Below are 24,965 nucleotides of genomic sequence, written 5' to 3'. Positions count from 1 at the left end.
GCCGACAGGTCCTCGTTGATTCTTACGGCCATCGCTCTTTCCCTCCCTTCGCCAGACAGGGAATCACGAACGCCCAGGACAGGAAAATCACAGCTGAGTCAGATCAAGCGCAGGCGGGTATCAGAGCCAGGCTGGCCCTGCCCTTCGCGTATGTGTCGGGCAACTTTTTTACGAGAGTGCTTGAGGCTCAGGTTCCGACCACTGGAACAGCAACGTTGTTCCATGTGCCTTTGCCGTTATCCGATGGAATATGCGGCGCAACGTCCGCCACAGTGCGAACATGCAGAACTGGTGCTTTCTTGCGCATGTCCCAAACATGAAAAATGTACGCATTGCCGGTTTGCGCGGCCTTATTCCACTCATTTCGCGTCAAGATGAAGCGAAGCGGGGAAACCGTAGTCGACTTTACTTCAATCAAACGGTTCTGCAGACCCGCCTCACCTTGGTCATACGACAAAACATCATAGCCGGCGAAATTATCGTCAAAACCTGGCCATTCGGGCTCTTTGTCGATCCCAATATTGATCAACCGCGCCCTCTCATGATTGAGTGTAAGTATCTCTGCAAAGCGACCCTGCTCCATCTTTTCATGGTCAGACATCAGTCTCGCATACCCAGAGACCGAGTCCCACCATGCCACGACCTGGTAAGGAGTGGGATCTTCTAACAGTCCTGCCGCCGCGAAGACATCCTGGTCGTTATTGTCTAACGTCCGGACGAAACGTCTGCGCCCGCTGCGCATGGCCCTCGACCAGATCGGCTGGTGCTTAAGCAGCACTGCATTAATGCAGCTCTGATAGAACGCACGTCCGTCCATCGGGCAATCAGCTTCCATCAGCGAGGAAAGATGCACGGACGCTTCCATATCCAGCGTGTGCGCATCAGCTTCGACCTGATTTATCAGATTGAGAAGCTCGCCAATTTCCAAGCCGGGATGGCGGCCCATGTACCGCCGCAGCAATCGCAGACCTTCAAAGCATGGCAGAGAGAACACCCGCTCCGTGGAAATGAGAACGCTCATTCATCCTCCGGCGGGACTTCTGCCGCGTTGCCCTCCAGCTCTCCGATGAGATCGATAATGTCTTGCAGCTCGATATCATAATCGATGGGATCGGCGGCTTCCTCTTCATCGAACGCTATCTCGTGGAGGTCGGGATCGTTGAGCAACATTTGCATGTTGCGGATTTTCTCGACCAACCTGCGACTTACCGACATATCGATGCTGCCGATTACCGGCGGAGCCTTCGATCGGTAAACATGGATATGGGTTTCCTGATCCGGGGGAAGCCCAAGCCGGTGGATGCGGTCAATCGATTGCAGATAATGCGTCGAAACATAGCTTCGGTCTGCATAGATGGCGTTGTGGCATACCGTGTGCAGGCTGATACCCTCGCCAGCTGCAGCAGGGTTAGCAATCAGCACGAAGCAGCTCGGGTCCTCGTGAAAACGCCGTATGCGACCCTCCCGGCTCGTGGGGTCTGTTGCGAGGCCAGATGGCACACCGCCGTGGATGAAGACGGGGTTCAGATCAGCAAGTGACGAAGCAAAGCTGTGAATCGTGTCGGTGAAAATCGTCCAAATTACCGATTTTTGTCCCTGCCTAGCCAGTGCGTAGGCATGATCCATGACGGCGCGCATCTTGGATGAGTGCCCCTCTTCCATCACGAGATCGACTATTCCGGAGTCAATTTTTACGTCGTCGTTGGCCATCGCGGTCAAAGCAAGAACCGGGTTCATGGAGAGTTGCAAAAGCCGCATGACGGATTTGCGCGCTTTTAGAAACTGTGCATCTCCCATGCCGTAAGAGATTTGTTTTGAGTAATTCAGGAGGAATTCGTTGCGAACAATCGAATAGAGCGCTAGCTGCCCGTCATCCATGCTCACGTCGAAGAAGTTCCGCATCGCCTTCGGGAGGCCAAGCTCCTGCTTTGTGGTGCGGACGTACAGGTTGCCAAGAACGTCACGAGGAGATCTGCCGTGGGAAATCTCAAGACCGTAACCGTGCCCTGGCCATAGAAAATCGAGCTGCGATTCGATGTCCGAGGCCGCCTGCGGCATCGGTGTTCCTGTCAGGATGTCACGCCGAACAGGATCATCGGCAACACGCAAAAGAAATGCGCCGCGCTGGGAATTCCAGCCCGCTTTCATGCGGTGAGCTTCATCCAGGACGAGATGACATTCGGTAGTCGCGAAATGTGTGGAGAGCAATCCTTGCTGCCGGATTGCCATGTCATAGGAAATAACAAACCGGGTCGCACCAGAATTGAGCGCTTCGCGCGTTTGATCTTCCGTGCCAGTTAAGAGTGTGAAGGGTTCATCGCCGCCGTCCGGCGCATCCTCGTTCATGCATTCAGCGACGATATCGCTCCATGCCTGGAAGGCGGCTTTTGGTGCAACCACTACGAAATGCTGGCCGGGCTTACGGGTCAGCAAATGCAGCGCAAACGTTACGGTGGTTTTTCCGGCGCCCGGCACCGAAAAGTTTGCACCATTGCTCATAGCCAAAAGTCGCGCCAAATCCCGAAGCTGAAACGGCTTCAGGACGCGCTTTGTAAAGCCGAAACTCTGTAAGCGCTCTTCGATCTCCGGCGCAGACAACTCCGCCGTTAACATGGTGCGCTGCGCTCTGGTCTTTTTGATCTGCGCCGCGAACGCGCGCAGCTTGTCGGCCGCAATCCCTTCCGGCTTGAAACGGAAATGCAAGCTGACTTGATTTGACTTGCTGCCGAGTTCCCTGATCACGCCAAGGGTATCGGGCCATGAAAGCGATATCTCGCCGCCGGAAACGGTGTGATTAAGCTTCTTGGTACGGATCGCGAGCTTCAAGCGCGACCATATCGGCGTTTCCAGACCATCCGGCGAGACAGCGAGGGTGCCGCTGTGGTCCGCATTGTAGCGGACAGCTACGGCGCTGGGCTCATTGCTCACGCAGTTCTAAACCTCATCTGATCCATGTTCGGAATATTGCCCGTCGGCCTGCCGCGCGGCAATCGCCGCTTCGATCTTTTCCAGTGCACCTCGGATCGTCTTGATCTGCTTCAGCATGGCCGGAAGCGTTTTCGTCCCGGCATAGCTCACATCAATGCCCGTGATCTTGGAGTTCACTTGCGAGAGTGTCCGCAGCGCGGCTTGCTCGTTCCTCTGGCCTTTGTCGAGTTCAAGAGCTGTCTCACAGGCATCGATCAAGGTGTCGAGCACGTCCTCCTTCGCATTGTCGTCCCGAAGCGTGTCGATGATCGCGGTGTAGTCTTTCGTGGCATCATCGGTATCGATGTCGATGGCAAAATCGTCGTCATCAACGGCTTCGTTCTGATGATCCGAAAGGTCGAGCTGCTCTTCCAGAATCTCAAGAACGTTCGGAGCGAGCTTGCCAAAAGCGGCATTCAACCGGTACACTCGCCCGCTGATCTTCTCGCGGTTTTCATAGATTGACCATGCAATAGCACGGCTTGCGTTTTGCAGGTTGGTGTCCTTCTTGGCAATGCTCTTGGGTAGATCGCCAAATATCTGCTGGCCGTCCTGCACGCGCTCGTACTCCCCCGGCTTTTCGAGCCATTCGCTCAGGTACAGATCGGCTTCGTCAAGCGCTTGGAGGACATTCTCGATATCCGATTTGCTGCGGCGGAGCCGATCAGCCACTTCCTTAGTTGATCTCCCCTTGTCTACTTGCCTGCGGATCAAGCGGGCATCGCCGATCCAATCGTAATCGAGCTTCGTCTGCGGACGGGCTTGAAGGTCGGCTTCGATATCGTCGATCTCATCGCGCGAAACATCTGGCGGCAAGACCGCGCAGCGGATATTCGTGAAACGCTCGTCAACAGAGCCATCGCTCTTGCGCAGAAGTTCACGCATGGCGCTGAGCCGCCGGTTGCCATTGACGACCACGCCGGAGCTGCTGATCAGGATGGGCTCGCGCTGGCCGTCCTGCTGTAATACGGCGATAATCGACGTGACCGAGTCGGTTCCTTGCTTCGCAAGCTTGGCCAGAATCTCGTGCTGGGTTTGCTGTACAGTGGTGAGTTCCTGACCTTTCGCGAAGTAATCCTTGTCCAGTCCCTCCCGCGCAATCTCGGTCTGCTGCGCGCTGAACGTGCGGCAATTTTCCATGCGATAAAGCGGAGCGGTGATCGGCAGAGAGATTACTTTGGGAGTGAAGGTGCCGCTTCTGAAATCAAAAATCGTTTCACCAAACTCCGTAGAGGCAGCGAGGCGCTTTTCGATCATGGCTTCGCGTTCGGAGCGCGGCGTCAACTTGATTGCGTAGGTCATGATCCCTTTCTTCATTCAAAGGCGATGACGAGTATTGGCACGGTGAGCACCCGGTCAAATAGCTGCAGCTCATTGATCACGCGCTCAGCGTTCGCGATGTTGTCGCCGATCAGTTTGGCCGCCTCCTTCGTGGGCAGTGCAAGGGCTGCCGCTTCGATGCGCTGACTCTGGAACAGATACTGCATCTTGAGAAGATCGTATGGCGCGCGACTCATATTGCCGGTCTGCAGTTGGAACGCCAGATCGTCCTTCTGCGCGAAAACTTTTAGGCGATGGCCTTGATCAAGATCGACGTTTAGAGCCCAGCCTTCATCCAAAAACTCGGCCTCGACATGATCGCGGATAGCGGGCGTGCAGCGCGGCTCTGTCTTGATCGCGGGAGCTTCGAAGACATCAGTCAGCCATTCCTTGATATCCCGTCGCTCCCATTCGGCACCGGCGCTGTGGTGATCGTCGTAGGTATAAGCAAGCTTCATGAATCCTACTTTGCATCGGGGTCGTAGACCGGCTTGTTCATGGGGCGAGTTCGAAGCGTTCCGGCACGAAGCCTGTGAATGCGGTCCCAAGCGATGTCGATGTAGCTCTTATCAAGATCGCAGCCATAGGCATTGCGATTGTGTTTCAAGGCCGCAATAGCGGATGATCCGACGCCAAGGTACGGATCGAGAACGCTTTCACCTTCATTCGTCAGCGCCAAGACCAGACGCTCGACCAAACCTATGGGGAATTGACAGGGATGGTCGGTCTTCTCGACATGGTTGGATTTGACGTTTGGGATATCCCAGACGTCGGAAGGATTCTTGCCCAGCGGATTGCTCGACAACTCGCCTTTGTTCGGCCCTTTGAAATGCTTCTTGTTCGGGTATTTCGAGGGCACGCGGATGGGATCGAGATTGAATGTGTGATTGTCAGTCTTCGTGAACCAGAGAATAGTTTCATGTCGTCCGGAGAACCGTCGCTGGCAATGCAGGCCGTGACCAAACGTCCAGACGATCCGGTTGCGCAGCTGGAGGCCATGATGCTTAAAAAGCGGATAAAGAATAATGTCGAGCGGGAATATCTCGCCATTGTCGACATGGTTGCCCACCTGCCAGCAGATCGAACCGTTGGGCGCGAGAAGCCGAACGGCTTCCGCAATACAAGCGGCCTGATCTTCGACGTATTTTTCCTGCGAGGTTCGCTTCTCGTATGCCTTGCCGATATTGTATGGCGGCGAGGTTACAATCAGGTTCATAGACTCATCGGCCAAGCCGCGCATGAATTTGAGGTTGCCCTCGCAACATATATTCGCCTGTGCGTCCCGCCTTAGGCGGCGAATGTTGTCTTCTCCTCGCGAATCAACGTTATTGTAAGCGAGAGCTTCTTTGAGTGCCATGCGATTGTTTCTCAGTATGGGTAAGCCAATTGGCGGCTACGCGAAGCGGTGCGCGCCCCGATATTGGAGAGAAGGGGTTGACGAGAAAACTTCTTCGGCTCCTTTCGATGGCCTAGAGGCGTAAGTGTATCGACGAAGGCAGGCGCTGGCCAGCGGCGGAACGGCAACGCCCCTCCACGGTCCTGAGCCTTCGGTGGCGCAGCCAGAATGGGCTATGTGACCTTCAGAGGCGCAACCCGATGGTACCCGAATGAGGTTGGCCCTCCGATCGCGAGAGTTGATTGCCAACGCTCCTCCACGCGTCGACCTGATAACGCGCTATAGCCGATAACCGGAACGGTCGTTACGAAGCTGTGCGGCCCGCGGGTGGATTCCAGCGCGTACCCCAACCGCCATTGCTGTAGCAAGACGCTAGCTACATGAAGGGCGCTTGTGTGTCGAACCGTGCTGTGTGTCAGATTTACAGACGTGCTTGCACATGAGAAATTGGCCATGATTGTATTTTGCAATATCTCAATTTACGTGCGCTCTTCTTGCTCGGCTTGCTGCCGCCCGAGAGGCAGAAAAACATAATTAAATTCCTACTTACCAATATCCCCATCCCTCCTAAATACTGTTATAATTACGAACAAAGCAAGTACAGCATATGTGTCAATATTCTATAACTCGTTGAATAATCTATTTCTTCTTCGCTGCGTAAGCGGTTCTGATACAAAGCATTGATGCGGCAATGTCGGATGCTTCGCTGGTTATGTTCGACGTCAGGGCGCCGGGAGCTATAAACTCCCGGCGCCATCTTAGATTTGCAGAAATTCTGCGCCGAAGCTGCCCGACCTCAAAAGCTTAAATGCCCGGCTTTTCGTTTTCCTCATCTGCAGCGCTGAGAAAGCGGACGCGGTAGTTTCTCCACCTAGCACTCCCGAGACCTGGTACGCGATCCCAAACCATTCCACCTGCGCAGGTGTCATCAAGGAAACCTTTGTCTTTCAGCGCGCGAAGGAGTGGCCTTCTCGTCACTGCGCCACCCGCAAAATTCTCGAGTTCATTGGGGCTGATGTGATAGAGAACGGTGGGCGTTCCCCCTCGGTTCTCAGCGCTATACCAAGCCTTCGCTGCCCGATGCCGAGGGGTTCCTCCAACCTCATCTGCAACGTCGAAGACATCAACGCCATGCCTGGAAAGCAGGTTTTCCTGCAGCCGAAGAATGGCCTCGTCGATAGGTTGCAGGCGCCCAACCAAGCTCTCCTTCTGTGTAACCCAAAGCCGCTTGATCAGCGCATCGAGATCGAACTCGGGTGCGATAACGCCTGCTTGCTGCATTACCCGGCCGGACTCAAGTAGAACAGCGGCGGAATAGGCGCTGCGTCGCACCTTCGAGGATGCTCCCGGTCCAGCAAGGATGGTTTGGTTCGCCTCGATCGAAGCCATGATATCCTCCGGGGCTCTGTGCCTGCCGATGAAATCTGCGATGAGTGGGCCAAGATGGCCGTGGTGCTCCTGCACTTGCTCGATGTCGAGCATTGCAGCCCTATCCAGATCGGGAGCATGACTAACGTCGATCTCCATAGTCCGTACCGCCATACCGGTCTGCACGACATCGCCAGTATCGCGGACGATAGCGTCGAGGCTGCGCTCCGATGAAATCACCACGACCGTGCTCCACTCTCCCACGGGCTTACCCGTGGCATCGCTGGTCAAGCGGCGCTTGCCGTTGCCCTGGGACAGTGTGAAGATAAGGTTCTGCGCTTCACTTGGAGGCACGAGACGAAATTCATCCAGCGCCAAGAGGCTGCCGTTTCTGCGCTCAGCATCAACTTCCAAGCGATTACTCGTCGTCCGACACAGAATATGCGAGCCCTTACCGGCCGCCGGATTGCCCCAAGCGGATGCGGCGATCTTCAGCGCGGTGGTCTTGCCGCGCGAGCTTTCGCCCACCAGCGCAACAATTACGTTCGGGCTCTGGGTGCGGGATACGATCGGCCCAACTCCTGCAAGGAGCACCCCCACCGCAAAATGGTCGACGCCCGAACGCAAAGCGGCATCGAAAGCTTTGAGTTGACCCTCCTGCGAGCCTCGGCGAGCATCTTTGAAGGCGTCAAGCAATCTAAACTCTCGGCTGTCTTGGCCTACTGTCTCACCACTAGGAGTAAGAAAGGCATCGCCATGCCAACCCGGACGCCGGGTCACAACGATCTCGCGTGTGGGATTGAAGGCAGTCAGCATGTTGTCGAACTCGGCTGACGCGCGAGCGAAAATCTGCAGACCAGCATCCGCGAGCGTTCTGCGAACTTTCCTTCCATTCTCATGAACGTCCGCCAGGGAGACAATATCTTCGCGCCAGCGACCCCCATGATCAGGAAAACGTAAGACCAGCGAAGCACCGTTGCCATGTTCGTCGACGGATCTGGCGAGTGGCAGCACTTCGCGACAAATCGGGCGGAACATGTCTCCATCCTCGCCTTGGTGGCGCCCGATGAAGCCGCCCTCTCGGCAAAGTCCTAAACGCGTGAGCGTGCGGTCAAGTTCGCGCAGCTGGTCTTGATAGTCCTCACCTCCTTCGAATGTTGCTACACCGGTACCGTCGTCGTTCCGGCTGGTGTTTTCAGTATATCGACCCAAGTCCTTTACATTCAGAGAGTTCTCCTGGCAGATCAAGTCAATAAAGCCGAGTCGGTCGATACCCTGGCAGTGAGCGTGCCGACAAGCCATGTTAAACCCCTTCGATTCGTCACCAGCGAAGACGCAGAAAGCCCTGTCTTCCGGGTTGCCGGCGTCCGTGTGTTCGCCGTCGTTCGGACAGCGCGCTTCCAGTTTGTGAACGCCATCGGAGCGGACCTCGAGATATTCCCGAGCGAACGACAATGCATCAAAGCCGCGACCGTTCTGTGCAAGGAAGCGCTTGAGCCCGATCGTTTTGGGAGTAACACTTTCGATTCCTTTAGCAAGGTCCGTTGTAGCAAGGCGGGTTGGTGCCGTACCTTTCTGCAAGAAGCGCGGGGCAGCGGAATGCTTTGTGCTTGGGGGAGGGGCTGCCTGTTGGACCGTGGGAATGTTATCAATATCCAGCGCCTCTCCCGCTACTACCAAGACTTGAAAGTCCTCCGATCCTGGAGGATGGCGGGGGGTGAAGAAGAGGCGAGAGGGGTCTGTGCAAGATTTATCGTAGGGAAGACCAAGCATGCTGGCGGCCCCAGCGTATAGCGAGGCCCACTCTTCTTGTGCCTGCCGATCGGTGCCACCACGATTGAAGAAAATGAATGGGTCTTTGAGGACCGTGACCACCCGATATTTCTGAATCGGAAGATGCGTAATACTCGCCATCCGGCCATCAGGCGTTGCCTTGATTTCATCCACTGTTGCGGAAGCGCAAATTGCCGACGTAAAGCCCCGGGACGCGAGATAGCGGCCGGCGAGTTCGTCGGTGATTGCTGCCTGATCATCGCCGGCGAATTTCATAAGGTCGTCCCGCTTGACCTGCGTGCGCACCTTTCCGTGGCTGTGCGTGGTGTAGATAATCGTGAAGATGTTCGCCGCACTGACACGCTCGACTACGTCGGACAGCGTAGTGCCGTTGTCCAGGTCAAACGCCATAACATCCATGCTTTCCATAGCGCTCTTTTTGCGAACACTCCCGAGGACAAAGCCTTGCAGAAATGCCGGACCGTCTTTCCCGCCAGGCTTATGTTCGGCTAGTTCAACCATAAGATCCTCGACGGTGCGCACTTCCTTCCACTCCTTTGCCTTGGCCGACTTGGAGTTCGAGCTTTTCGACATCCAAATGGGCTTCTCCATAAGCTCCTCATCGAGCGATCCCAAAACAGGAGCGCCGCCAATGTACTCGTGCACGCGTAGGCCCAAGCGGTCCGCCAACTCCTCGACTGAGGATGGCTCCTGCAATTGGGAAGTGGGCAGGCGCAGGGGGCCGCCATCCGCGATCCGATGAACCCCGCCGCAATCTTTAGTCATTTCCAGATTTTTTGTAGACTTGTGTGCATCCAGCATTTTTTTGATCCTCTATTGTACACAAAAGTGTTGACGTGCATTTTCTATGTTTATTAGTTCGGATGGCGTTATCCGCATCCAGTCACATACAGAGTTATATTCGGTTTTTAATCGCTCCTCGCCATCTCTCGCTGCCGCTGCCAAGTCTCAGCAGCATGTGCGGAGACGTATCGGCGACTCCCAACGTAGTAATAATGAGGTCCAGCGTCATTCATCCACAGCTTGTAGAGCATGGATCGGCTAATTCCGAAATTAATACAGAAGTTCGAGATGTTATAAGCGTTTGGTTTCATCAGAGCCTCCAGGCTTTATTTCCATGAGGCTGTGTAGCTCTGATGATCCGTTCGACAAAATTATTTCGAACAGGGTCAACGCAAATCACTTTGGGATGGCAGCGCCGCTCTGCGGAGTGACAATCGTCGCAGATGGTGTTGTGCCAGGTCGTAGATTGGCTGAGTGTCTGGCATCAGAGGGAAGACGCTCTAGCGGCGCAGGATTCGCCGCTCCTCTTGATCGACGCACTGCCGACCGCAGAGCGACGGTTCGCGCTGAGGTCACTTGTCCGATGTATGTCGGGGGCACAAGATGCAGCGGCGTGCGCTGCTTGGCGATGAGCCGCAAAAATGAGATTGGTTTTAGAAGCCGGCAAGGCACAATCAGGTGCTTGCTCAGTAGCGGCAGTGCACAGCGGCAAGCGCGTCCTGCCGTCCCACAATGTTCACCCCTATCGCGTGCGCTTATTGGGATAAATGTTGGGGCACACCGCCGCGATTAGAGCAAAAGCCCTGTATTTACATAGCTCTATAAGTGATAAATGGCGGAGAGGGGGGGATTCGAACCCCCGATACGCTTGCACGTATGCCGCATTTCGAGTGCGGTGCATTCGACCACTCTGCCACCTCTCCGGCCGTTGCCCCGTCGGTCGGGACCATCCTGTTCGAAGGTGTCGCGCCGGGTGGGGACGACGGGCGTCCGGACGGTGCGGCTTCAAATCAACCGAGGCATTGGTCGGCGCCTTGCGAGCGCGCCGGTCTCTTATCAAAGCCGGGGCCGCGTGCACAAGGGCCCCGCGACACGATTTTCACTGCGGGGCCGTATTCGGGGCGCGTGAAGAGCCTCGCGTTCCTTCGCTGCGGCTACGCGCAAAGGAACGCCGTCGCTCCTCGCGCTGCTCCGCGATGGCCGGTCGCGCTCGCCGGCTCGCGGCGCTATTGCCCTGACCGGTCTCCAAGGCCGTTGCGCATTTCTCGCGTGCAGGGCACATCCTGCGGCTTCCGCTGCCGGACGACACGTCGGCCACTCCGCGGGAACGGAGTGCTGCGGGGTGAGGCGCGCTCGGCTTTCAGCCGTCAGGTGGGGTCGCGGCCACCGGTTGCAGGGCAAACAGGTCGGGCAGCTTTGGCCAGACGACGCCCGGGCGTGGCGCGAGCAGCGTGAGCAGCGCCGCGAGGCGCTCCCACGCGGCCGCGTCATGCTGCAGGTGATGAGTCAGGAGGCCGATCGGCTGCCCCCCCGAGGGCGGCCACCCAACGGGCCCAGGACCGCCGGCAAGCGTACCGATCGGCGCCGCGGCAGGCGTGTCCCAGCGTATTGGGGCAGAGGGACTAGCAGCAGATGTTCCACCCGTCACGGGGTCAGCGCCACCGGCAGGCGTGCGGGCCGGCGCCTCCATTGGCGTGTCCGGGCGCATCCGCGCCGCGGACGGAATAGCGGCCGGCGTTCCCCCCTCGCCCGTCAGCCGTGCGGCGATCTGCGCGGCCAACATCCTGTCGAGCGTCGCGGCGTCCTGCGCCCGGCCCGCACGCCAGTCCATCAGGTCGAGATGGGTGTGGACGCAATGGCGCGATGCCGGCCGGGCGAAAATGGAGAGGCCCGGCAGGCCGGCGTCGCCGAGCCGGGCGGCGATGCCGGGGCCGATCCGGTTCCAGGGTGGCACGAAGACCGGCAGGAAGCGCTCCTCGGCGAGCCCGGCAACCCGTTCGTGGCCCCGCCTGATCTCCTCCAGCATGGCCGCCACCGGGCGATGATCGCCGAACTCGGCACGCTTTTCGCCGGCCGGCGCGTGGTTGGCGTGGCACCAGCCGTGCAGGAACAGCCGGATGTCGTCGTCCGGCGTCATGCCATCCAGGAGATCCGCCCGGGCCCCGTCGGGGATCACCGCCAGCGCCAGCGGCACGTCGGTCTCCCGGCGCTGCGCCAGCAGGCGCGCGAGCTCCGGCGTTGCGCCCCGGGCGTCGTCGTCCCGCCACCAGAAGGCGAGCTCGACACCGGCGGCGGCGGCGTCCAGCTGCCGGCGCGCCAGGGGGAAGTCGGCAGGGCTCACGCCGCGTTCCGGGCGGGCGCCGCTTTCAGGAGCGCGGCCACCCGGTCGATGCCGGGCTTCGGCGAGAAGCGTTCGCGCACCCGGCGCTCGCCGGCCGCCGCCAGCCGCGCGGCCAGCTCCGGATCGTCCATCAGCCGCGCCATGGCCTCGGCCAGCGCCCTGGGGTCGCGCGGCTCGACGAGCAGGCCGGTGCGTTCGTCCTCGACCAGTTCCGGGATCGCCGAAACCTTCGTGGAGACCACCGGCAGGCGATGCGCCTGCGCCTCCATCAGGACGTTCGGCAGGCCGTCGCGGTCGCCGCTGCGGGCGATGCGCGAGGGCAGGACGAACAGGTCAGAGCGCGCCAGCAGCCCGAAGACATGCTCGCGCTCGCGGCTGCCGTGCCAGGTGATCCGGTCGCCGATCCCGGCCTTGTCGGCCTGCTGCTGCAGCCTGGCGGTCATCGCGCCGCCGCCGACATGATCGAAGGTCCAGGCGCGATCCTTCAGCCGGGCGAGCGCGCGGATCAGATCGCCGAACCCCTTCTTCTCCACGGTACGGCCGACCGACACGATGCGGAACGGGCGCTCGCCGCGCACGCCCCGCTCCGGCGGCTCGATGCCGGACAGGTCGAGCCCGTGATAGACCAGCTCGACCCGCCCGGGCTCGGGAGCCAGCGACTGCAGATAGTCGAGATTGACCTGCGTGCAGGTCACCCCGAAGGCGGCCGAGCCCAGCTTTTCGGTCAGCTCCCAGGCCTGCGAGGTCCAGATGTCCTTGGCGTGGGCGGAGAACGACCAGCCGATCCCGCGGATCGTCGCGGCATAGCGCGTCACCGAGGCCGGCGTGTGCAGATAATGGGTGTGCAGCCAGTTAATGTCGTCGGGCAGTTCGTGGGCGAGGACGCAGGCCTGGCCGAAGCGCCGGTGGCGGTTGGCGGTCGGGTCGCGCTTCAGATCGGCCTCGAACATCGCCCGCGCCGCGTCATAGCCCGGCTGGCGCTCGGCAAAGGCGCGGCCGGCCCGCACCCGCACCGGATCGTCCTTCAGATATTCCGGCAGATAAAGGATCTCGGCATTGATCCGCCGATGCACCGGATGCACCCGACTCTCGGCCGGCTGGCGCAGCGACACGATGAGCTGCGCGACGCCGCGATCCTCGAGCCCGGCGATCTCCTGGGCGATGAAGGTCTCCGACAGCCGCGGATAGCCCTTGACGATCGTGGCGATGCGTCCTGCCATGGTGGTCGGTCCTTGCGACAGCGTCCGGCACTGGCCGAGGATGACCGGCAGGTGCCCGTTCCCCGCCGGAAGGCGGGCCGGATGCCGGCCATCTAGTCACATGGCCGGCGGCTCGCAACCCGCGAGAGGCCGGGCCGGGTCGCGGCATCCTTGCGATGCCGTGGGGGCGCAGTGAGATGCCCACGCTTTCCCGCCGCAACTGGTTTGACAAGCCGGCGGGCGCACAGCTTACTGACGCGGCAGACAAGGGCCCGTCCATGCATCGATCCACACGGCAGCAGCGAGCAATACGGCAGGGAGCGCTCGCCGGCATGGCCCTCCTCTGGACGGCGATCCTCTGGGCGCCGGCTTCGGCCGGACAGGCCATCGCGGACCCATCCGGCCCGGCCTTCGGCGAACCCGCCGCGCTGCAGGCGGCGGTGAGCGCCGGGGACCTGCCTCCGGTGTCTCAGCGCCTGCCCGAGCGCCCGCTGGTCATGCCCGTCGATGCGACCTGCCCGGCCGACCGGCTCGGCGGCACGCTGCGGATGATCGGCGGCAGCGCCAAGGACACCCGCACCCTGTCGGTCTTCGGCTATGCCCGCCTCGTCGGCTATGACGAGGACTACGCCTTCGTCCCCGACATCGCCGAGCGTTTCGAGGTCGAGGACGGGCGCATCTTCACCTTCCATCTGCGGCCCGGCATGAAGTGGTCCGACGGCGCGCCGTTCACCGCCGAGGATTTCCGCTATTTCTGGGAGGACATGGCGCAGAACCCGCAGATCGCGCGGTTCGGCATTCCCGGCGAATTGCTGGTGGAGGGCAAGCCACCCCGCGTCACCTTTCCGGGCCCCTACGAAATTCGTTACGAATGGGCCAGGCCGAACCCGAACTTCCTGGCGACCCAGGCCGCCGCCCTGCCCTTCGAGCTCTACCGCCCGGCCCATTATCTCAAGCAGTTCCACGAGGCCTATGCCGACCCGGAGGAACTGGCGGCGCGGGTCGAGGCGGAAGGCCAGCGCAACTGGGCGGCGCTGCATTTCAAGATGGACCGCGGCCACCGCAACGACAATCCGGACCTGCCGACGCTGCAGCCATGGCAGCTGGCCACCGAGCCCCCCTCCGAGCGGCTGATGTTCACCCGCAACCCCTATTTCCACCGCGTCGACGCGCAGGGGCGCCAGCTGCCCTATATCGACACCGTCGCGCTGACGATCGCCAATGCCGACCTGATCCCGGCAAAGGTGGCCAATGGCGAAGCCGACCTGCAGGCCGCCTATCTCAGCTTTCCCAATTATCCGTTCCTGAAGCGGGCCGAGACGCGCGGCGGCTTCGAGGTCCGTCGCTGGGAATCCGGCCGCGGTTCCCACGTCACGCTCTATCCCAATCTGAACGTCAAGGACCCGGCCTGGCGCCGGCTGATCCAGGACGCCAATTTCCGGCGGGCGCTGTCCCTGGCGATCAACCGCGACGACATCAACAAGGCGATCTTCTACGGCCTTGCCGTGCCCGGCGGAAACACCGTCCTGCCCCGCTCGACCCTGTTCGATCCCGAGCTGCCGACGATGTGGGCCGGCTATGATCCGGATGCGGCCAATGCGCTGCTCGACGAGCTCGGGCTGGAACGCGAGAGCCGCAATGGCCTGCGCCTGTTGCCCGACGGGCGCCAGATGCGCATCGTCGTCGAGACCGCGGGCGAAAGCCGCGAGCAGAGCGACGTCCTGCAACTGATCCACGACGACTGGCGCCGGCTCGGCATCGATCTCCTGATCCGCGAATCCCAGCGCGAGGTCTTCCGCAACCGCATCAAGGCAGGCTCGACGCTGATGTCGGTCTGGACCGGTCTCGACAACGGCGTGCCGACCCCGGCCACCGACCCGGCCGAACTCGCTCCGTCGACCGCCGAACAGCTGCAATGGCCGTCCTTCGGCATGCAGACCGAGACCGGCGGCGAAGGCGGCGAGGCGATCGGCGGCAGCGAGGCGCTGGCGCCGCTGCGCGAACTCGCCGAGCTGCGCAAGCGCTGGATGCGGACCGACGACGACGCCGAGCGCGCGGACATCTGGGGCCGGATGCTGCGGATTTCCGCCGATCAGGTCTATACGATCGGCATCGTCGCTGGCGTCGACCAGATCGTCGCCGTGGCGGACACGCTCAACAACGTGCCCGAGCGCGGCGTCTACAATTACGAGCCCGGCGCCTATTTCGGCATCTACCATCCGGACGGGTTCTGGTTCGATTGCGGCGCGTCCGCCCTGGCAGGAAAACACGGATGATCCGCTATCTCGCCGGCCGCCTCGTCACCATGGCCTGGACGCTGCTGGCGATCAGCGTGCTGGTCTTCGTCATCATCCAGCTGCCGCCCGGCGACTACCTGACCAGCTACATCGCCGAGATCCGCGCCCAGGGCGAGAACGTCACCGTCGACAAGATCGCCTTCCTGCGCGAGCAATACGGCTTGGACAAGCCCTTGTGGGAGCAGTATCTCGTCTGGGTCACCGGGCTGATGCAGGGCGATCTGGGCTATTCCTTCGAATACAACCAGCCCGTCGCCGACATCGTCGGCGAGCGCATGCCGCTGACGCTGCTGCTCAACGTGGCGACGGTCATCTTCGTCTATCTGGTCGCCTTTCCGATCGGCATCTATTCCGCCACCCATCAATACAGCTGGGGCGACCATGGCCTGAGCTTCCTCGGCTTTCTCGGCCTCGCCACGCCGAACTTCCTGCTGGCGCTGATCCTGCTCTATCTCGCCAATGTCTGGTTCGGCACCTCGATCGGCGGGCTGATGGACCCCCGTTTCATCGACGCGCCCTGGTCGCTGGAGAAGGCGGGCTCCGTGCTGTCGCATCTGTGGGTGCCGGTGCTGGTCATCGGCACGGCCGGCACTGCGGGCATGATCCGCCGCCTGCGCGCCAATCTCCTGGACGAGTTGAACCGCCAATATGTCGTCACGGCCCGGGCCAAGGGCCTGCCGGAACACCGGGTGCTGCTGAAATACCCGCTGCGGATGGCGCTCAACCCCTTCATCGCCGACCTCGGCAGCCTTCTGCCGCAGATCGTCTCCGGTTCGGTGATCATCTCGGCGGTCATGTCCCTGCCCACCACCGGGCCGATGCTCCTGTCCTCGCTGCGCAGCCAGGACATGTTCCTCGCCGGCTCCTTCCTGATGTTCCTGGCCCTTTTGACGGTGGTCGGCATGTTCGTCTCCGACGTGCTGCTCGCCATTCTCGATCCGCGCATCCGGCTCGGAAAGACCACCATCCGATGAGCGAGACGCCGCATTTCGTCTCGCGCGAGCCCTTCGATTCCGAAGCCACGGTCGCGGCCGGTTCGACCGTGTCGCTGGCCTATATGGAGGCGTCCCAGACGCGGCTGATCTGGTGGCGCTTCCTGCGCCACCGCGTCGCCGTGGTGTCGCTGGCGTTCCTCGTCGTCAGCTATCTCTCGATCCTCGTGGTCGAGTTCCTGGCGCCCTACGACATGCAGAGCCGGCACACCGACTTCATCTTCGCCCCGCCGCAGGCCGTGCATCTGTTCCACGAGGGCAGCTTCGTCGGGCCCTTCGTCTATCCGCTCGACTTCAACCTCGACCTCGACACCCTGCAACGCGAATACACGCCCGATACCAGCCGGCCGCTACCGCTACGCTTCTTCTGCCAGGGCGACCCCTACGAATTCTGGGGGCTGGTCTCCGGCGACCGGCATCTGGTCTGCCCGCCGGAGGGCGGCAGCCTGTTCCTTCTGGGCACCGACCGGCTCGGTCGCGACATGCTCTCGCGCATTCTCAGCGGCGCACGGATCTCGCTCACCGTCGGCCTCGTCGGGGTGACCCTCAGCTTCATCCTCGGCATCACCATCGGCGGCCTCGCCGGCTATTTCGGCGGCTGGATCGATTCCGTCGTGCAGCGGGTGACCGAGATCCTGCGCTCGCTGCCCGAACTGCCGCTATGGCTGGCCCTGTCGGCCGCCCTGCCGGTCACCTGGAGCCCGCTGCTGATCTATTTCGGCATCACGCTGATCCTCGCCCTCCTCGACTGGCCGGGCCTTGCCCGCGCCGTGCGCTCCAAGCTCTTTGCCCTGCGCGAGGAGGATTTCGTCGTCGCGGCCGAGATGCTCGGCGCCCATCCGCGCCGGATCATCTTTCGCCACCTGCTGCCGAACTTCATGAGCCATCTCATCGCCTCGGCCTCGCTGTCGATCCCGACGATGATCCTGGCCGAGACGGCGCTGTCCTTCCTGGGTCTCGGCCTCAGGCCGCCGATCACCAGCTGGGGCGTCCTCTTGTCGGAAGCCCAGAACATCGAGGCGGTGGCGCTCTATCCGTGGCTGCTCCTGCCGATGGTGCCGGTGATCCTGACGGTGCTGGCCTTCAGCTTTATCGGCGACGGGCTGCGCGACGCCGTCGATCCGCACCACCACCACTGACCGGCAGCGCATCGAACACGGCTCCGGCGACGCTCAGGAGACGGCGCGCACCGGCGCGTCGGCGGCTGCGGCAGTGTTCCGGCGCGGCGTGAACAGCTCCATCCGGCGCTCCACGCCGTTCAGCGCGTGCGCCCCGACCGAGACCCAGTCCTCCGGCGACAGGGCCGCGACCTCGGCGCTGGCGAGAACGTTGGTCTCCACCGTCTTGGTCAGCTTCTCGATGCGCTCGACCTCGGTCACGGTCGAGCCGATCACCGTGAAGGCCAGCCGCTCGGGCACGCCGATATTGCCGAAGACGACGCTGCCGACATTCAGGCCGACGCCGAATTCGATCAGGTCGAGACCGCGCTCACGGCGCGCCGCGTTGGTCGCATCGCGCAGCGCGAAGGATTCGGCCACCGCCTGCTGCACCTCGGCCGTGATGCCCGGCCCGTCGATCGGCCCGTCGCCGAGCGGAAAGATCACCAGTGCCGCATCGCCGATGAAGGCCAGCACCTCGCCGCCCGCCTCGATGGCCGGCCGGGTCGCGCATTCGAAATAGTCGTTCAGGAGCTTCAGGAAGGCGTCGCTGTCGAGCGTGCCGGTCAGCCGCGTGGAATCGCGCAGATCCGAATACCAGACCAGCGCCTTCGTCGTGGCGCCGTCGCCGAGCCGGATATTGCCGTCGAGCACGCTGCGGCCGGCCTTTCGCCCCAGATAGGTCTCGACGATGTTGGTCATGATCTGGGACTGGATGATCGTCTTGCAGACCAGCGCGAAGGTGAGCTGGATTTCCTGCAGGATGTCGAGATCCTCGTCGGTGAAGCCGCTGGCCCGGTCGCTTGCCCAGATCACGATGACACCCCGCGCCTGCAGTTCGCTGTAGGCGCCCGGTTGCGAGAATTCGGTCTTCAGGGCGATGTAGTCGGTGTAGCCGGCCGCCGCGAGCTCCTCCAGAATGGCGAAGTCCAGGAGCTTGCCGGGCCCCGAGAGGCGCCGCCGCAGCACCGGAATGTCGGCCTCCACCATGTAGCGCAGCGGACTGCGCTGCCACGCGTCGGTATTGGCGTCCTGGTGGTGGAAATGCTCGATCCCGACATCCTCGTCGCGATGCCACTTGACCATCTCGGCGCGAAACAGCGGATGCAGGGTTGGCCAGTTCAGCCGCGCCCGCGCGATCGGCACGCCGATGCCGGTGAGCCGCAGACAGAGATCGCGAAAGATCGTCTGGATGTCGCTCTTGCCCAGCGACTGCTTCAGCAGCCAGTCGTCAACCTGCTTGGCCAGTCCCATCGTCGTGACTTTCCGTTACCGTTCCGTCCTCGCCGATCGCCAGCGTCAGGCCGGTCGCACCGATGCGCGCGCCGGCGAAACGCGCCTGCGCCTCCTCGGCGAGCTTTGCCAGCGAAGCATCGGTCCGCAGGACGTCGTGGTGGAAGATGACCAGCCTGTCGATGCCGCCGGCCTGACACAGGCGAACCCCCTCCTGCCAGGTGGAGTGGCCGAAGCCGCGGTACTTCGCCATGTCCTCGTCGCTATAGGTGGAATCGTAGATCATCACCTCGGCCCCGGCGACGAAGGCGGCAACCGCCTCGTCACGCGTGCCCGGCTCGTGCTCGGTATCGGTGATGTAGCAGATCGAGCGGCCCTCGAAGTCGACCCGGTAGCCGACCGCCCCGTTCGGATGGTTGAGGCGAACCGTGCGCACGACGATGCCGTCGCCGAGGTCGAGAACGGCGGGCGGGCGGAAGTCGCGATAGTCGATATGGGCGGCGAACTGCTTCGGCGTCACCGGGAAATAGGGCGGCCGCATGAACCGCTCGACCATGTCCCGGCAGGTCGTGTCGTCGAGGAAATGGCCGGCATGGATGCGCACCGCCGCGTGGTCCTTGTAGAGCGGGATCACGAAGGGCAGGCCGATGATGTGGTCGAAATGGCAATGGGTGAGCAGGATGTCGATCTCGCCGACCTGCTCCTCGTAGAGCTTGCGCCCGCAGCCCACGATGCCCGTGCCCGCGTCGAAGACCAGCACCCGGTCGCCGCATCGCACCTCAACGCAGCTGGTGTCGCTGCCGTAGCGGGTATTGGCCGCCGCCGGTGCCGGTATGCTGCCGCGTGCGCCCCAGACGGTGAGCTCGAACCGGCTCAATCTGCGGCGTCCGGAGCAATGGCGGCCCGGTTGCGCGCCGCCACCAGCTCCTGGTTCATGTGGGTCAGGCGCTCGGCCAGTCCGCGCATCACCTCGGCGGCGATCTCTGGGAACTGCCGCAGCAATTGCAGGAAGCACTCCTTGCGCACCCGCAACGCCGAGACGTCGCTCTTCGCCGTGACGGTCGCGGTGCGCGGCGTGTCGCACAGGATGGCGATCTCGCCGACCACGTCGCCGGGTCCGAGCGTCGCCACCACGAAGTCGCCGTCTTCCGTCTCGATCGAGACATCGGCCTCGCCCGCGACGAGGACATAGGCGGAATCGCCGCGCTCGCCCTGCCGGCACATGACCTGCCCCTGGCGATAGGCGATCGAATCCGAGGTGAAGGCGATGAGCTTCAGCCGGCTGGGTTCCATGCCGGCAAAGATCGGGACCGAACGAAGCAGGTCCATTTCAGATTTGAGCAGTGTCACGTCGTCCTCTCGGTCATCCGGCCACTTCGGCGTCGTCGCGCGCCGCATCGGACTCGTGCGGACGCATTTCGGCCCCCGTCGAGTTCGTGATCATGCGCCCGTCCTTGAATTCCAGTCTCCGGTCGAAGAGCTCCGCATGTTCGGCGTGGCTCAGGACCCAGAAGATCGTCTGCCGTTCGATGCCGAGTGCCGCACGCGATGCGAGGACACGCACAATAGTCTCCCGCTGGCTCTCCCCGTCAAGTGACGACAGCGGCCGGTTGAGAACCAGGAGATCGGCGCGCTTGAGCAGTGCCCGCGCAAGCGCCAGCTTCTGCTGCTGGCCCGACGACAGTCGCTTGGCGCCGCTGCCGACGTCGAAATCCAGTCCGATCTCGAACACCGTCTGCGACAGGCCGGTCTCGCGCAGGGTCGCCACCAGCACCTCGTTGATGCGGGCCGAGGCTTCGGCGTAGCGGTCGACGACGCGGCCGAAGAGGATGTTGTCCTGGAAGCTGGCGGCCGGGTTGATCGCCCCCGGCACATGCATCGACACCGCCTGCGCAAGCTCGGGGTCCATGCGCTCCAGAAGCCGCGCACGGGCCGACAGGACCGCGGCCTTGATGTCGTCGTCGAGCAGTCCGAGCCGATGCCGGGGCTCGATATAGCCGAAGGCCAGCTCCTGGAAGGCGCGCCGGTCGCGTCGGCGCTCGCTGGCGCTGCCGTCGGTTGCGGCGCGCCGCAGCGCCGCCTTGTAGCCGTCGACCTCTTCCGGCGTCATCAGGTCGACATTGTCCATCAGCGGACTGTCCGGCGCCAGGTCGCCGAAGATCTCGATCACCGTCTCGGCGATCTGCCGGCCCATCTCGTGCAAGAGGTCGTCGAGCCCCGCCTCCTCCAGGACGGCGACCATCTGCGGCCGGGCGGCCAGCGGCATCTCCTCGGCGGCTTCCGGCAGGGCGATGCCGAAGACGATGTTCTCCAGAACCGTCGCATAGTCGGAATAGCGGGCCGGATCGAAGGATTCGAAATAGACTTCGTCGCCGCCTTCCGCGAGCCGTTCGCGGAAGCGCCCGCGGGCCTTCAGGACATGCGCGCAGGTCTCCTCGGGCAGGTCCGCCGGCACGCGGTTGCGCAGCCCGAGCCGGGCGATGTCGATGCGGAAATCGGCAACGTCCAGCACCTGCGCGAGGCGGCCGTGCAGCTCGTTGGGCCCGGTGATGCCGGCCGCCGCGTAATCGATCCAGTCGCCGTCGACGTCGAGGTCGCTGTTGCCCGACGCCCGGGCTTCGAGCTGGCGCGCCTCGCTGGCGGCGCGGTCCCCGCCCGCCGGCACCAGCGGTGCATGGCGCAGTCCGTAGACCAGCGCGTCGCGGATCGACATCTGCGGGAAATACAGCCCCGAGGTGGCATAGGCGATGCGCCGCCCGACAAAGGCGTCGGGCAGTCCGTCCAGCGCATGGCCGTCGATGCTGATGCGGCCCGACGCGGCGTCGGCCAGCCGCACCAGGGCCTCGGCGAGATACTCCGCCCCGCCGCCGATCGGCCCCGAGGCCGCGATGGCTTCGCCCGGCGCCAGCCGCAGGCTGGTCGGCTCGAGGAGGTCGTTGCCGGAATCGTCGGCGATGCGCAGGCCCGAGATGGCGATCTCCCGCTCGATCCGCGGCGGCGTCTCGTAGGACAGCTTCTGGACGTCGGGCGAGATCAGGTTGCCCATCACGAACTGCTCGCGGATCTGGGCGTATTTCGACTGCACGTCGACTCGGAACTGGTCCCAGGCGATCAGCTCCTTCAGCGGCCCCGGCAGCTCCTTGTAGGCCGCGATCACCGCGACGAGCTGGCCGATATCGAGCCTCCCGGCGATCACCAGATAGCCGCCGGCCAGATAGAAGATGAAGGGGGTGATCTGGGCCAGCAGGTTGTTGATGAAATTGACGAAGAACTTCCAGCGGAAGAAGTCGTAGCGGATCGACAGGATGCGGCCGAGCCGGCTGCCGAGCTCGGCGCGCTCCCAGTTGGAGGTGTCGTTGGTGCGGATCGAGGGAATGCTCTCGACGATCTCGCCGATCCGGCCCGACAGGAGCCGGGCGGTGATCTGCCTTGCCCGGGCGAGCCTGACCAGCCGCCGGCGCATCTGCGGGATCAGGATGAGCTGCAGGAGCACGACGCCGCCGGCCACCGCGCCGAGCCAGACATTCTGCAGGAAGATAAAGAAGAGGCCGGTGCCGGCCTGGCTGAGCAGCAGCGCCGGGTCGGCGAAGGCGCTGCCGCCGAAGCCGCCCACCGGCTCGGTCTCGTCCTTGATCATCGACGAGATCTCGGGACCGCGCACCTGCTTGAAGCGGGCGGTCGGAAACCGCAGCACCAGATCGACGAGCTGGAACCGCAGCCGCCGCAGCAGCTGCTCGCCGAGCCGGCCCTTGTAGTTCGACAGATAGAATTTGAAGAGCCCGTTGACGATCACGAAGAACAGGAAGGTCAGGCTCAGCCACAGGAGCACGCCGAGCCGGTCGAGCTCGACGCCGTCGAACAGCGCCAGTTCGCCGCCGCCCAGAAAGCCCGGCAGCGGCAGCGAAACTGCGAACAGCGTCTCGGTCTGGCCCGGCGCCCAGTCGCCCTGGATCGGCCCGTTGACGATCCGCTTCGGCAGGTCGAGCGTCAGATACAGGAATGGCAGGGAGACCAGGAGAACGGCGAAAAGCCAGATCTGCTGGGGCCGCGAATGGCGCCAGACATAGCGGAAGATGCTCTCGTCGAGTTCGTCCGCTGCCGCCATGTCAGCGCCGCTCCGTCGCCGGCGATGGCGCTGGCCGTTTGGCGAGGAAGTCGAGATTGGCGGCCCGCACGAAATGCCCCGGCCGGGCCTCCAGCAGTGGCCGGGCGACGCCGGGCTCGGCCGTGAACGGCGCCGGCCAGTTGCGCTGGCCGATCTCGCCCACCGGCGGCAGATGGGCAAAATCCAGTGGCCGCTGCGGATCGGCGTGCGGCACAGCCTGCATCAGCATCTGCGTATAGGGATGCAGGGCGTCCTCGAAGAACGCCGCGCGCGGCGCCAGTTCGACGATCTCGCCGTCGCACATCACCGCGATGCGGTCGGCGACATAGTTCACCACCGCCAGATTGTGCGAGATGAACAGATAGGTCAGGCCGCACAGGCGCTGCAGATCCTTCAGAAGATTGAGGATCTGCGCCTGCACCGACACGTCGAGCGCGGCCACCGGCTCGTCGCAGATCAGGAATTCCGGCTCCAGCGCCAGGGCGCGGGCAATGCCGATCCGCTGGCGCTGGCCACCGGAAAAGCTGTGCGGATAACGGCCGGCATGCTGCGGCTCCAGCCCGACTGCCGCCAGCAGCCGCTCGATGCGCACGCGGCGCTCCGCCCGGTCGCAGACCGCGTGGATCTCCAGCGGTTCGGCGAGGATCGCCCCGACCGTCATGCGCGGATCGAGGGACGAGAACGGGTCCTGGAAGACATATTGCAGCCGGTTGCGGACGGCGAAGAGCTGGCTGCGGTCGGCCGTGACGAGGTCGAGAGGCCCGTCCGGCGTGTCGAACAGCATGGCGCCCCTGTCGACCTGCACCGCCTGCATGATCGCGCGGGCAAGCGTCGTCTTGCCGGAGCCGGATTCGCCGACGAGGCCGAGGCACTCGCCGCGCCGGATGGTCAGCGAGACGTCCTTCAGCGCATGGATGCTGGGCGCCGGCGCGCTGGAGAACAGCCGCCGGTCGCCGCGCCGGGAAAAGCTCTTGGCGACCCCCTTCAACTCCAGCAGCGGCGCGCCGACAGCGCCCGACTGTTCACGCCGCATCAGCGCGCCGGCATCCACCTTGATCTCGCGGATCGGCTTCAGCCGAGGCGATTCCGACTGGTCGAGATCGGGCACCGCCTTCATCAGCGAGATCAGATAAGGGTGCTGCGGATCGGCGAAGATCGTTTCGGACGATCCGGACTCCACCACCTTGCCGTGGTGCATCACCACGACGTCCTCGGCCAGGTTGGCGACGACGCCGAGATCGTGGGTGATCAGCAGGACGGCCATGCCGAGTTCGCCCTGCATCTCGCGCAGCAGCTTGATGATCTGCGCCTGCAGCGTCACGTCGAGGGCCGTCGTCGGCTCGTCGGCGATCAGCAGCGCCGGCTTGCAGATCAGCGCCATGGCGATCATCGCCCGCTGGCGCAACCCGCCCGACAGCTCGAAGGGATAGGATTTCAGCGCCCGCTCGGGCTCGGGAAACCGCACCAGCCGCAAGGTCTCGATGGTCCGCTCGCGCGCTTCGGCGCCGGAGGCGCGACCGTGTACCTCCAGCACCTCGCCGATCTGGTCGCCGAGCGTGTGCAGCGGCGAGAAGGAGGTCATCGGCTCCTGGAAGACGATCGAGATCGACTGCCCACGCACCGCCCGGAAGTGGGGGCTGCGCGGCGACATTGCAGCGAGATCGACCGGGCCCTGCAGCGGATCGTCGAAATGGATGCTGCCGCCGGTGATCACCGCGCTCTTCGGCAGAAGGCCGAGAATGGCCTGGGACGTCACGGTCTTGCCGGATCCCGATTCCCCGACCAGCGCCACGGTACGCCCCGCGCCGACGCTGAGCGACAGGCCGCTGACGGCCTTCACCGTCCCGGCCATCGAACGGAACTCGACGGACAGGTTCTCGATCGCAAGCAATGGCCGCGCGGCGACCGATGCGGGCCGGTCCGGCGTGTCTATCGGCCGGTCCAGCACCGAGGCACCGCTTCCCCCTGGCATCCGCTCATTCCACCTCTTCGGCTCCGTGGCGTGGTCCTTCG

General features: G+C 62.9%; 16 protein-coding genes and 1 tRNA gene. 3 read left to right on the top strand and 14 right to left on the bottom strand.

Annotated elements, in window-relative coordinates; translation table 11 throughout:
* Window positions 1-187: 187 nt before the first annotated feature.
* The 9 genes from H9Q09_RS14915 to H9Q09_RS14875 all read right to left on the bottom strand — a co-directional run bounded on the left by H9Q09_RS14915 (window position 188) and on the right by H9Q09_RS14875 (window position 13,189).
* Window positions 188-1,021: a DUF3883 domain-containing protein gene (locus tag H9Q09_RS14915; protein ID WP_187391680.1), complete on the bottom strand. Its 834-nt coding sequence runs from the start codon at window positions 1,019-1,021 to the stop codon at window positions 188-190.
* A complete protein-coding gene (locus H9Q09_RS14910; protein WP_187391679.1) occupies window positions 1,018-2,928 on the bottom strand; it encodes a DEAD/DEAH box helicase in 1,911 nt (636 codons plus the stop codon). The genes H9Q09_RS14915 and H9Q09_RS14910 overlap by 4 nt, the downstream gene beginning before the upstream one ends.
* A gap of 6 nt (window positions 2,929-2,934) precedes the next feature.
* Window positions 2,935-4,269: a hypothetical protein gene (locus H9Q09_RS14905; RefSeq protein ID WP_187391678.1), complete on the bottom strand. Its 1,335-nt coding sequence runs from the start codon at window positions 4,267-4,269 to the stop codon at window positions 2,935-2,937.
* Between the two features lie 11 nt (window positions 4,270-4,280).
* Window positions 4,281-4,745, bottom strand: coding sequence for a restriction endonuclease (locus H9Q09_RS14900; RefSeq protein WP_187391677.1), 465 nt, complete (start codon window positions 4,743-4,745; stop codon window positions 4,281-4,283).
* Window positions 4,746-4,750: 5 nt separating this feature from the next.
* The gene (locus tag H9Q09_RS14895) at window positions 4,751-5,644 is read right to left on the bottom strand and encodes a site-specific DNA-methyltransferase (RefSeq protein WP_187391676.1); all 894 of its coding nucleotides are present in this window, start codon (window positions 5,642-5,644) and stop codon (window positions 4,751-4,753) included.
* Between the two features lie 843 nt (window positions 5,645-6,487).
* The gene (locus H9Q09_RS14890) at window positions 6,488-9,646 is read right to left on the bottom strand and encodes a DUF927 domain-containing protein (protein WP_187391675.1); all 3,159 of its coding nucleotides are present in this window, start codon (window positions 9,644-9,646) and stop codon (window positions 6,488-6,490) included.
* 815 nt (window positions 9,647-10,461) lie between these two features.
* A tRNA-Ser gene (locus H9Q09_RS14885) sits at window positions 10,462-10,551 on the bottom strand.
* Between the two features lie 437 nt (window positions 10,552-10,988).
* The gene (locus tag H9Q09_RS14880) at window positions 10,989-11,969 is read right to left on the bottom strand and encodes a hypothetical protein (RefSeq protein WP_187391674.1); all 981 of its coding nucleotides are present in this window, start codon (window positions 11,967-11,969) and stop codon (window positions 10,989-10,991) included.
* Window positions 11,966-13,189: a glycosyltransferase family 4 protein gene (locus tag H9Q09_RS14875; protein WP_187391673.1), complete on the bottom strand. Its 1,224-nt coding sequence runs from the start codon at window positions 13,187-13,189 to the stop codon at window positions 11,966-11,968. The genes H9Q09_RS14880 and H9Q09_RS14875 overlap by 4 nt, the downstream gene beginning before the upstream one ends.
* A 311-nt stretch (window positions 13,190-13,500) precedes the next feature.
* Between H9Q09_RS14875 and H9Q09_RS14870 the strand changes: the two genes are divergently transcribed.
* The 3 genes from H9Q09_RS14870 to H9Q09_RS14860 are packed head-to-tail and all read left to right on the top strand — an operon-like array spanning window position 13,501 to window position 17,596.
* On the top strand, window positions 13,501-15,444 hold the full coding sequence (locus H9Q09_RS14870) for an ABC transporter substrate-binding protein (RefSeq protein ID WP_246716158.1): 1,944 nt from the start codon (window positions 13,501-13,503) through the stop codon (window positions 15,442-15,444).
* Window positions 15,441-16,439, top strand: coding sequence for an ABC transporter permease (locus H9Q09_RS14865; protein WP_024351820.1), 999 nt, complete (start codon window positions 15,441-15,443; stop codon window positions 16,437-16,439). The genes H9Q09_RS14870 and H9Q09_RS14865 overlap by 4 nt, the downstream gene beginning before the upstream one ends.
* On the top strand, window positions 16,436-17,596 hold the full coding sequence (locus H9Q09_RS14860) for an ABC transporter permease (RefSeq protein ID WP_187391671.1): 1,161 nt from the start codon (window positions 16,436-16,438) through the stop codon (window positions 17,594-17,596). The genes H9Q09_RS14865 and H9Q09_RS14860 overlap by 4 nt, the downstream gene beginning before the upstream one ends.
* Before the next feature lie 33 nt (window positions 17,597-17,629).
* Here H9Q09_RS14860 and H9Q09_RS14855 read toward each other — a convergent pair whose 3' ends face one another.
* From H9Q09_RS14855 to H9Q09_RS14835, 5 genes are read right to left on the bottom strand one after another with little or no spacing between them, the layout of a single operon-like run.
* Entirely contained in the window at window positions 17,630-18,868 is a 1,239-nt protein-coding gene (locus H9Q09_RS14855; protein WP_187391670.1) for an adenylate/guanylate cyclase domain-containing protein, read from the bottom strand.
* Window positions 18,846-19,724: an MBL fold metallo-hydrolase gene (locus tag H9Q09_RS14850; protein WP_187391669.1), complete on the bottom strand. Its 879-nt coding sequence runs from the start codon at window positions 19,722-19,724 to the stop codon at window positions 18,846-18,848. Before H9Q09_RS14850 ends, H9Q09_RS14855 begins: the two co-directional genes overlap by 23 nt.
* On the bottom strand, window positions 19,721-20,245 hold the full coding sequence (locus H9Q09_RS14845) for a cyclic nucleotide-binding domain-containing protein (RefSeq protein ID WP_051141650.1): 525 nt from the start codon (window positions 20,243-20,245) through the stop codon (window positions 19,721-19,723). Before H9Q09_RS14845 ends, H9Q09_RS14850 begins: the two co-directional genes overlap by 4 nt.
* Window positions 20,211-22,952 (bottom strand): ABC transporter transmembrane domain-containing protein, encoded by a 2,742-nt coding sequence (locus H9Q09_RS14840; RefSeq protein ID WP_187391668.1) that lies wholly within the window; start codon window positions 22,950-22,952, stop codon window positions 20,211-20,213. The genes H9Q09_RS14845 and H9Q09_RS14840 overlap by 35 nt, the downstream gene beginning before the upstream one ends.
* 1 nt (window position 22,953) lies before the next feature.
* Window positions 22,954-24,924, bottom strand: coding sequence for an ABC transporter ATP-binding protein (locus H9Q09_RS14835; protein ID WP_246716157.1), 1,971 nt, complete (start codon window positions 24,922-24,924; stop codon window positions 22,954-22,956).
* Between the last annotated feature and the right edge of the window lie 41 nt (window positions 24,925-24,965).

Source organism: Aurantimonas sp. DM33-3, assembly GCF_014334315.1.
Classification (GTDB): domain Bacteria; phylum Pseudomonadota; class Alphaproteobacteria; order Rhizobiales; family Rhizobiaceae; genus Aurantimonas; species Aurantimonas coralicida.
Note: the sequence above shows the minus strand (reverse complement) of the source record. Positions and strands in the feature narration are given on the sequence as shown.

Coding starts and splice junctions, on each gene's coding strand:
- H9Q09_RS14915 (WP_187391680.1), bottom strand. CDS start 1,021: ATGAGCGTTCTCATTTCCACGGAGCGGGTGTTCTCTCTGCCATGCTTT.
- H9Q09_RS14905 (WP_187391678.1), bottom strand. CDS start 4,269: ATGACCTACGCAATCAAGTTGACGCCGCGCTCCGAACGCGAAGCCATG.
- H9Q09_RS14900 (WP_187391677.1), bottom strand. CDS start 4,745: ATGAAGCTTGCTTATACCTACGACGATCACCACAGCGCCGGTGCCGAA.
- H9Q09_RS14895 (WP_187391676.1), bottom strand. CDS start 5,644: ATGGCACTCAAAGAAGCTCTCGCTTACAATAACGTTGATTCGCGAGGA.
- H9Q09_RS14890 (WP_187391675.1), bottom strand. CDS start 9,646: ATGCTGGATGCACACAAGTCTACAAAAAATCTGGAAATGACTAAAGAT.
- H9Q09_RS14875 (WP_187391673.1), bottom strand. CDS start 13,189: ATGGCAGGACGCATCGCCACGATCGTCAAGGGCTATCCGCGGCTGTCG.
- H9Q09_RS14870 (WP_246716158.1), top strand. CDS start 13,501: ATGGCCCTCCTCTGGACGGCGATCCTCTGGGCGCCGGCTTCGGCCGGA.
- H9Q09_RS14865 (WP_024351820.1), top strand. CDS start 15,441: ATGATCCGCTATCTCGCCGGCCGCCTCGTCACCATGGCCTGGACGCTG.
- H9Q09_RS14860 (WP_187391671.1), top strand. CDS start 16,436: ATGAGCGAGACGCCGCATTTCGTCTCGCGCGAGCCCTTCGATTCCGAA.
- H9Q09_RS14855 (WP_187391670.1), bottom strand. CDS start 18,868: ATGGGACTGGCCAAGCAGGTTGACGACTGGCTGCTGAAGCAGTCGCTG.
- H9Q09_RS14845 (WP_051141650.1), bottom strand. CDS start 20,245: ATGCGGCGCGCGACGACGCCGAAGTGGCCGGATGACCGAGAGGACGAC.
- H9Q09_RS14840 (WP_187391668.1), bottom strand. CDS start 22,952: ATGGCGGCAGCGGACGAACTCGACGAGAGCATCTTCCGCTATGTCTGG.
- H9Q09_RS14835 (WP_246716157.1), bottom strand. CDS start 24,924: ATGCCAGGGGGAAGCGGTGCCTCGGTGCTGGACCGGCCGATAGACACG.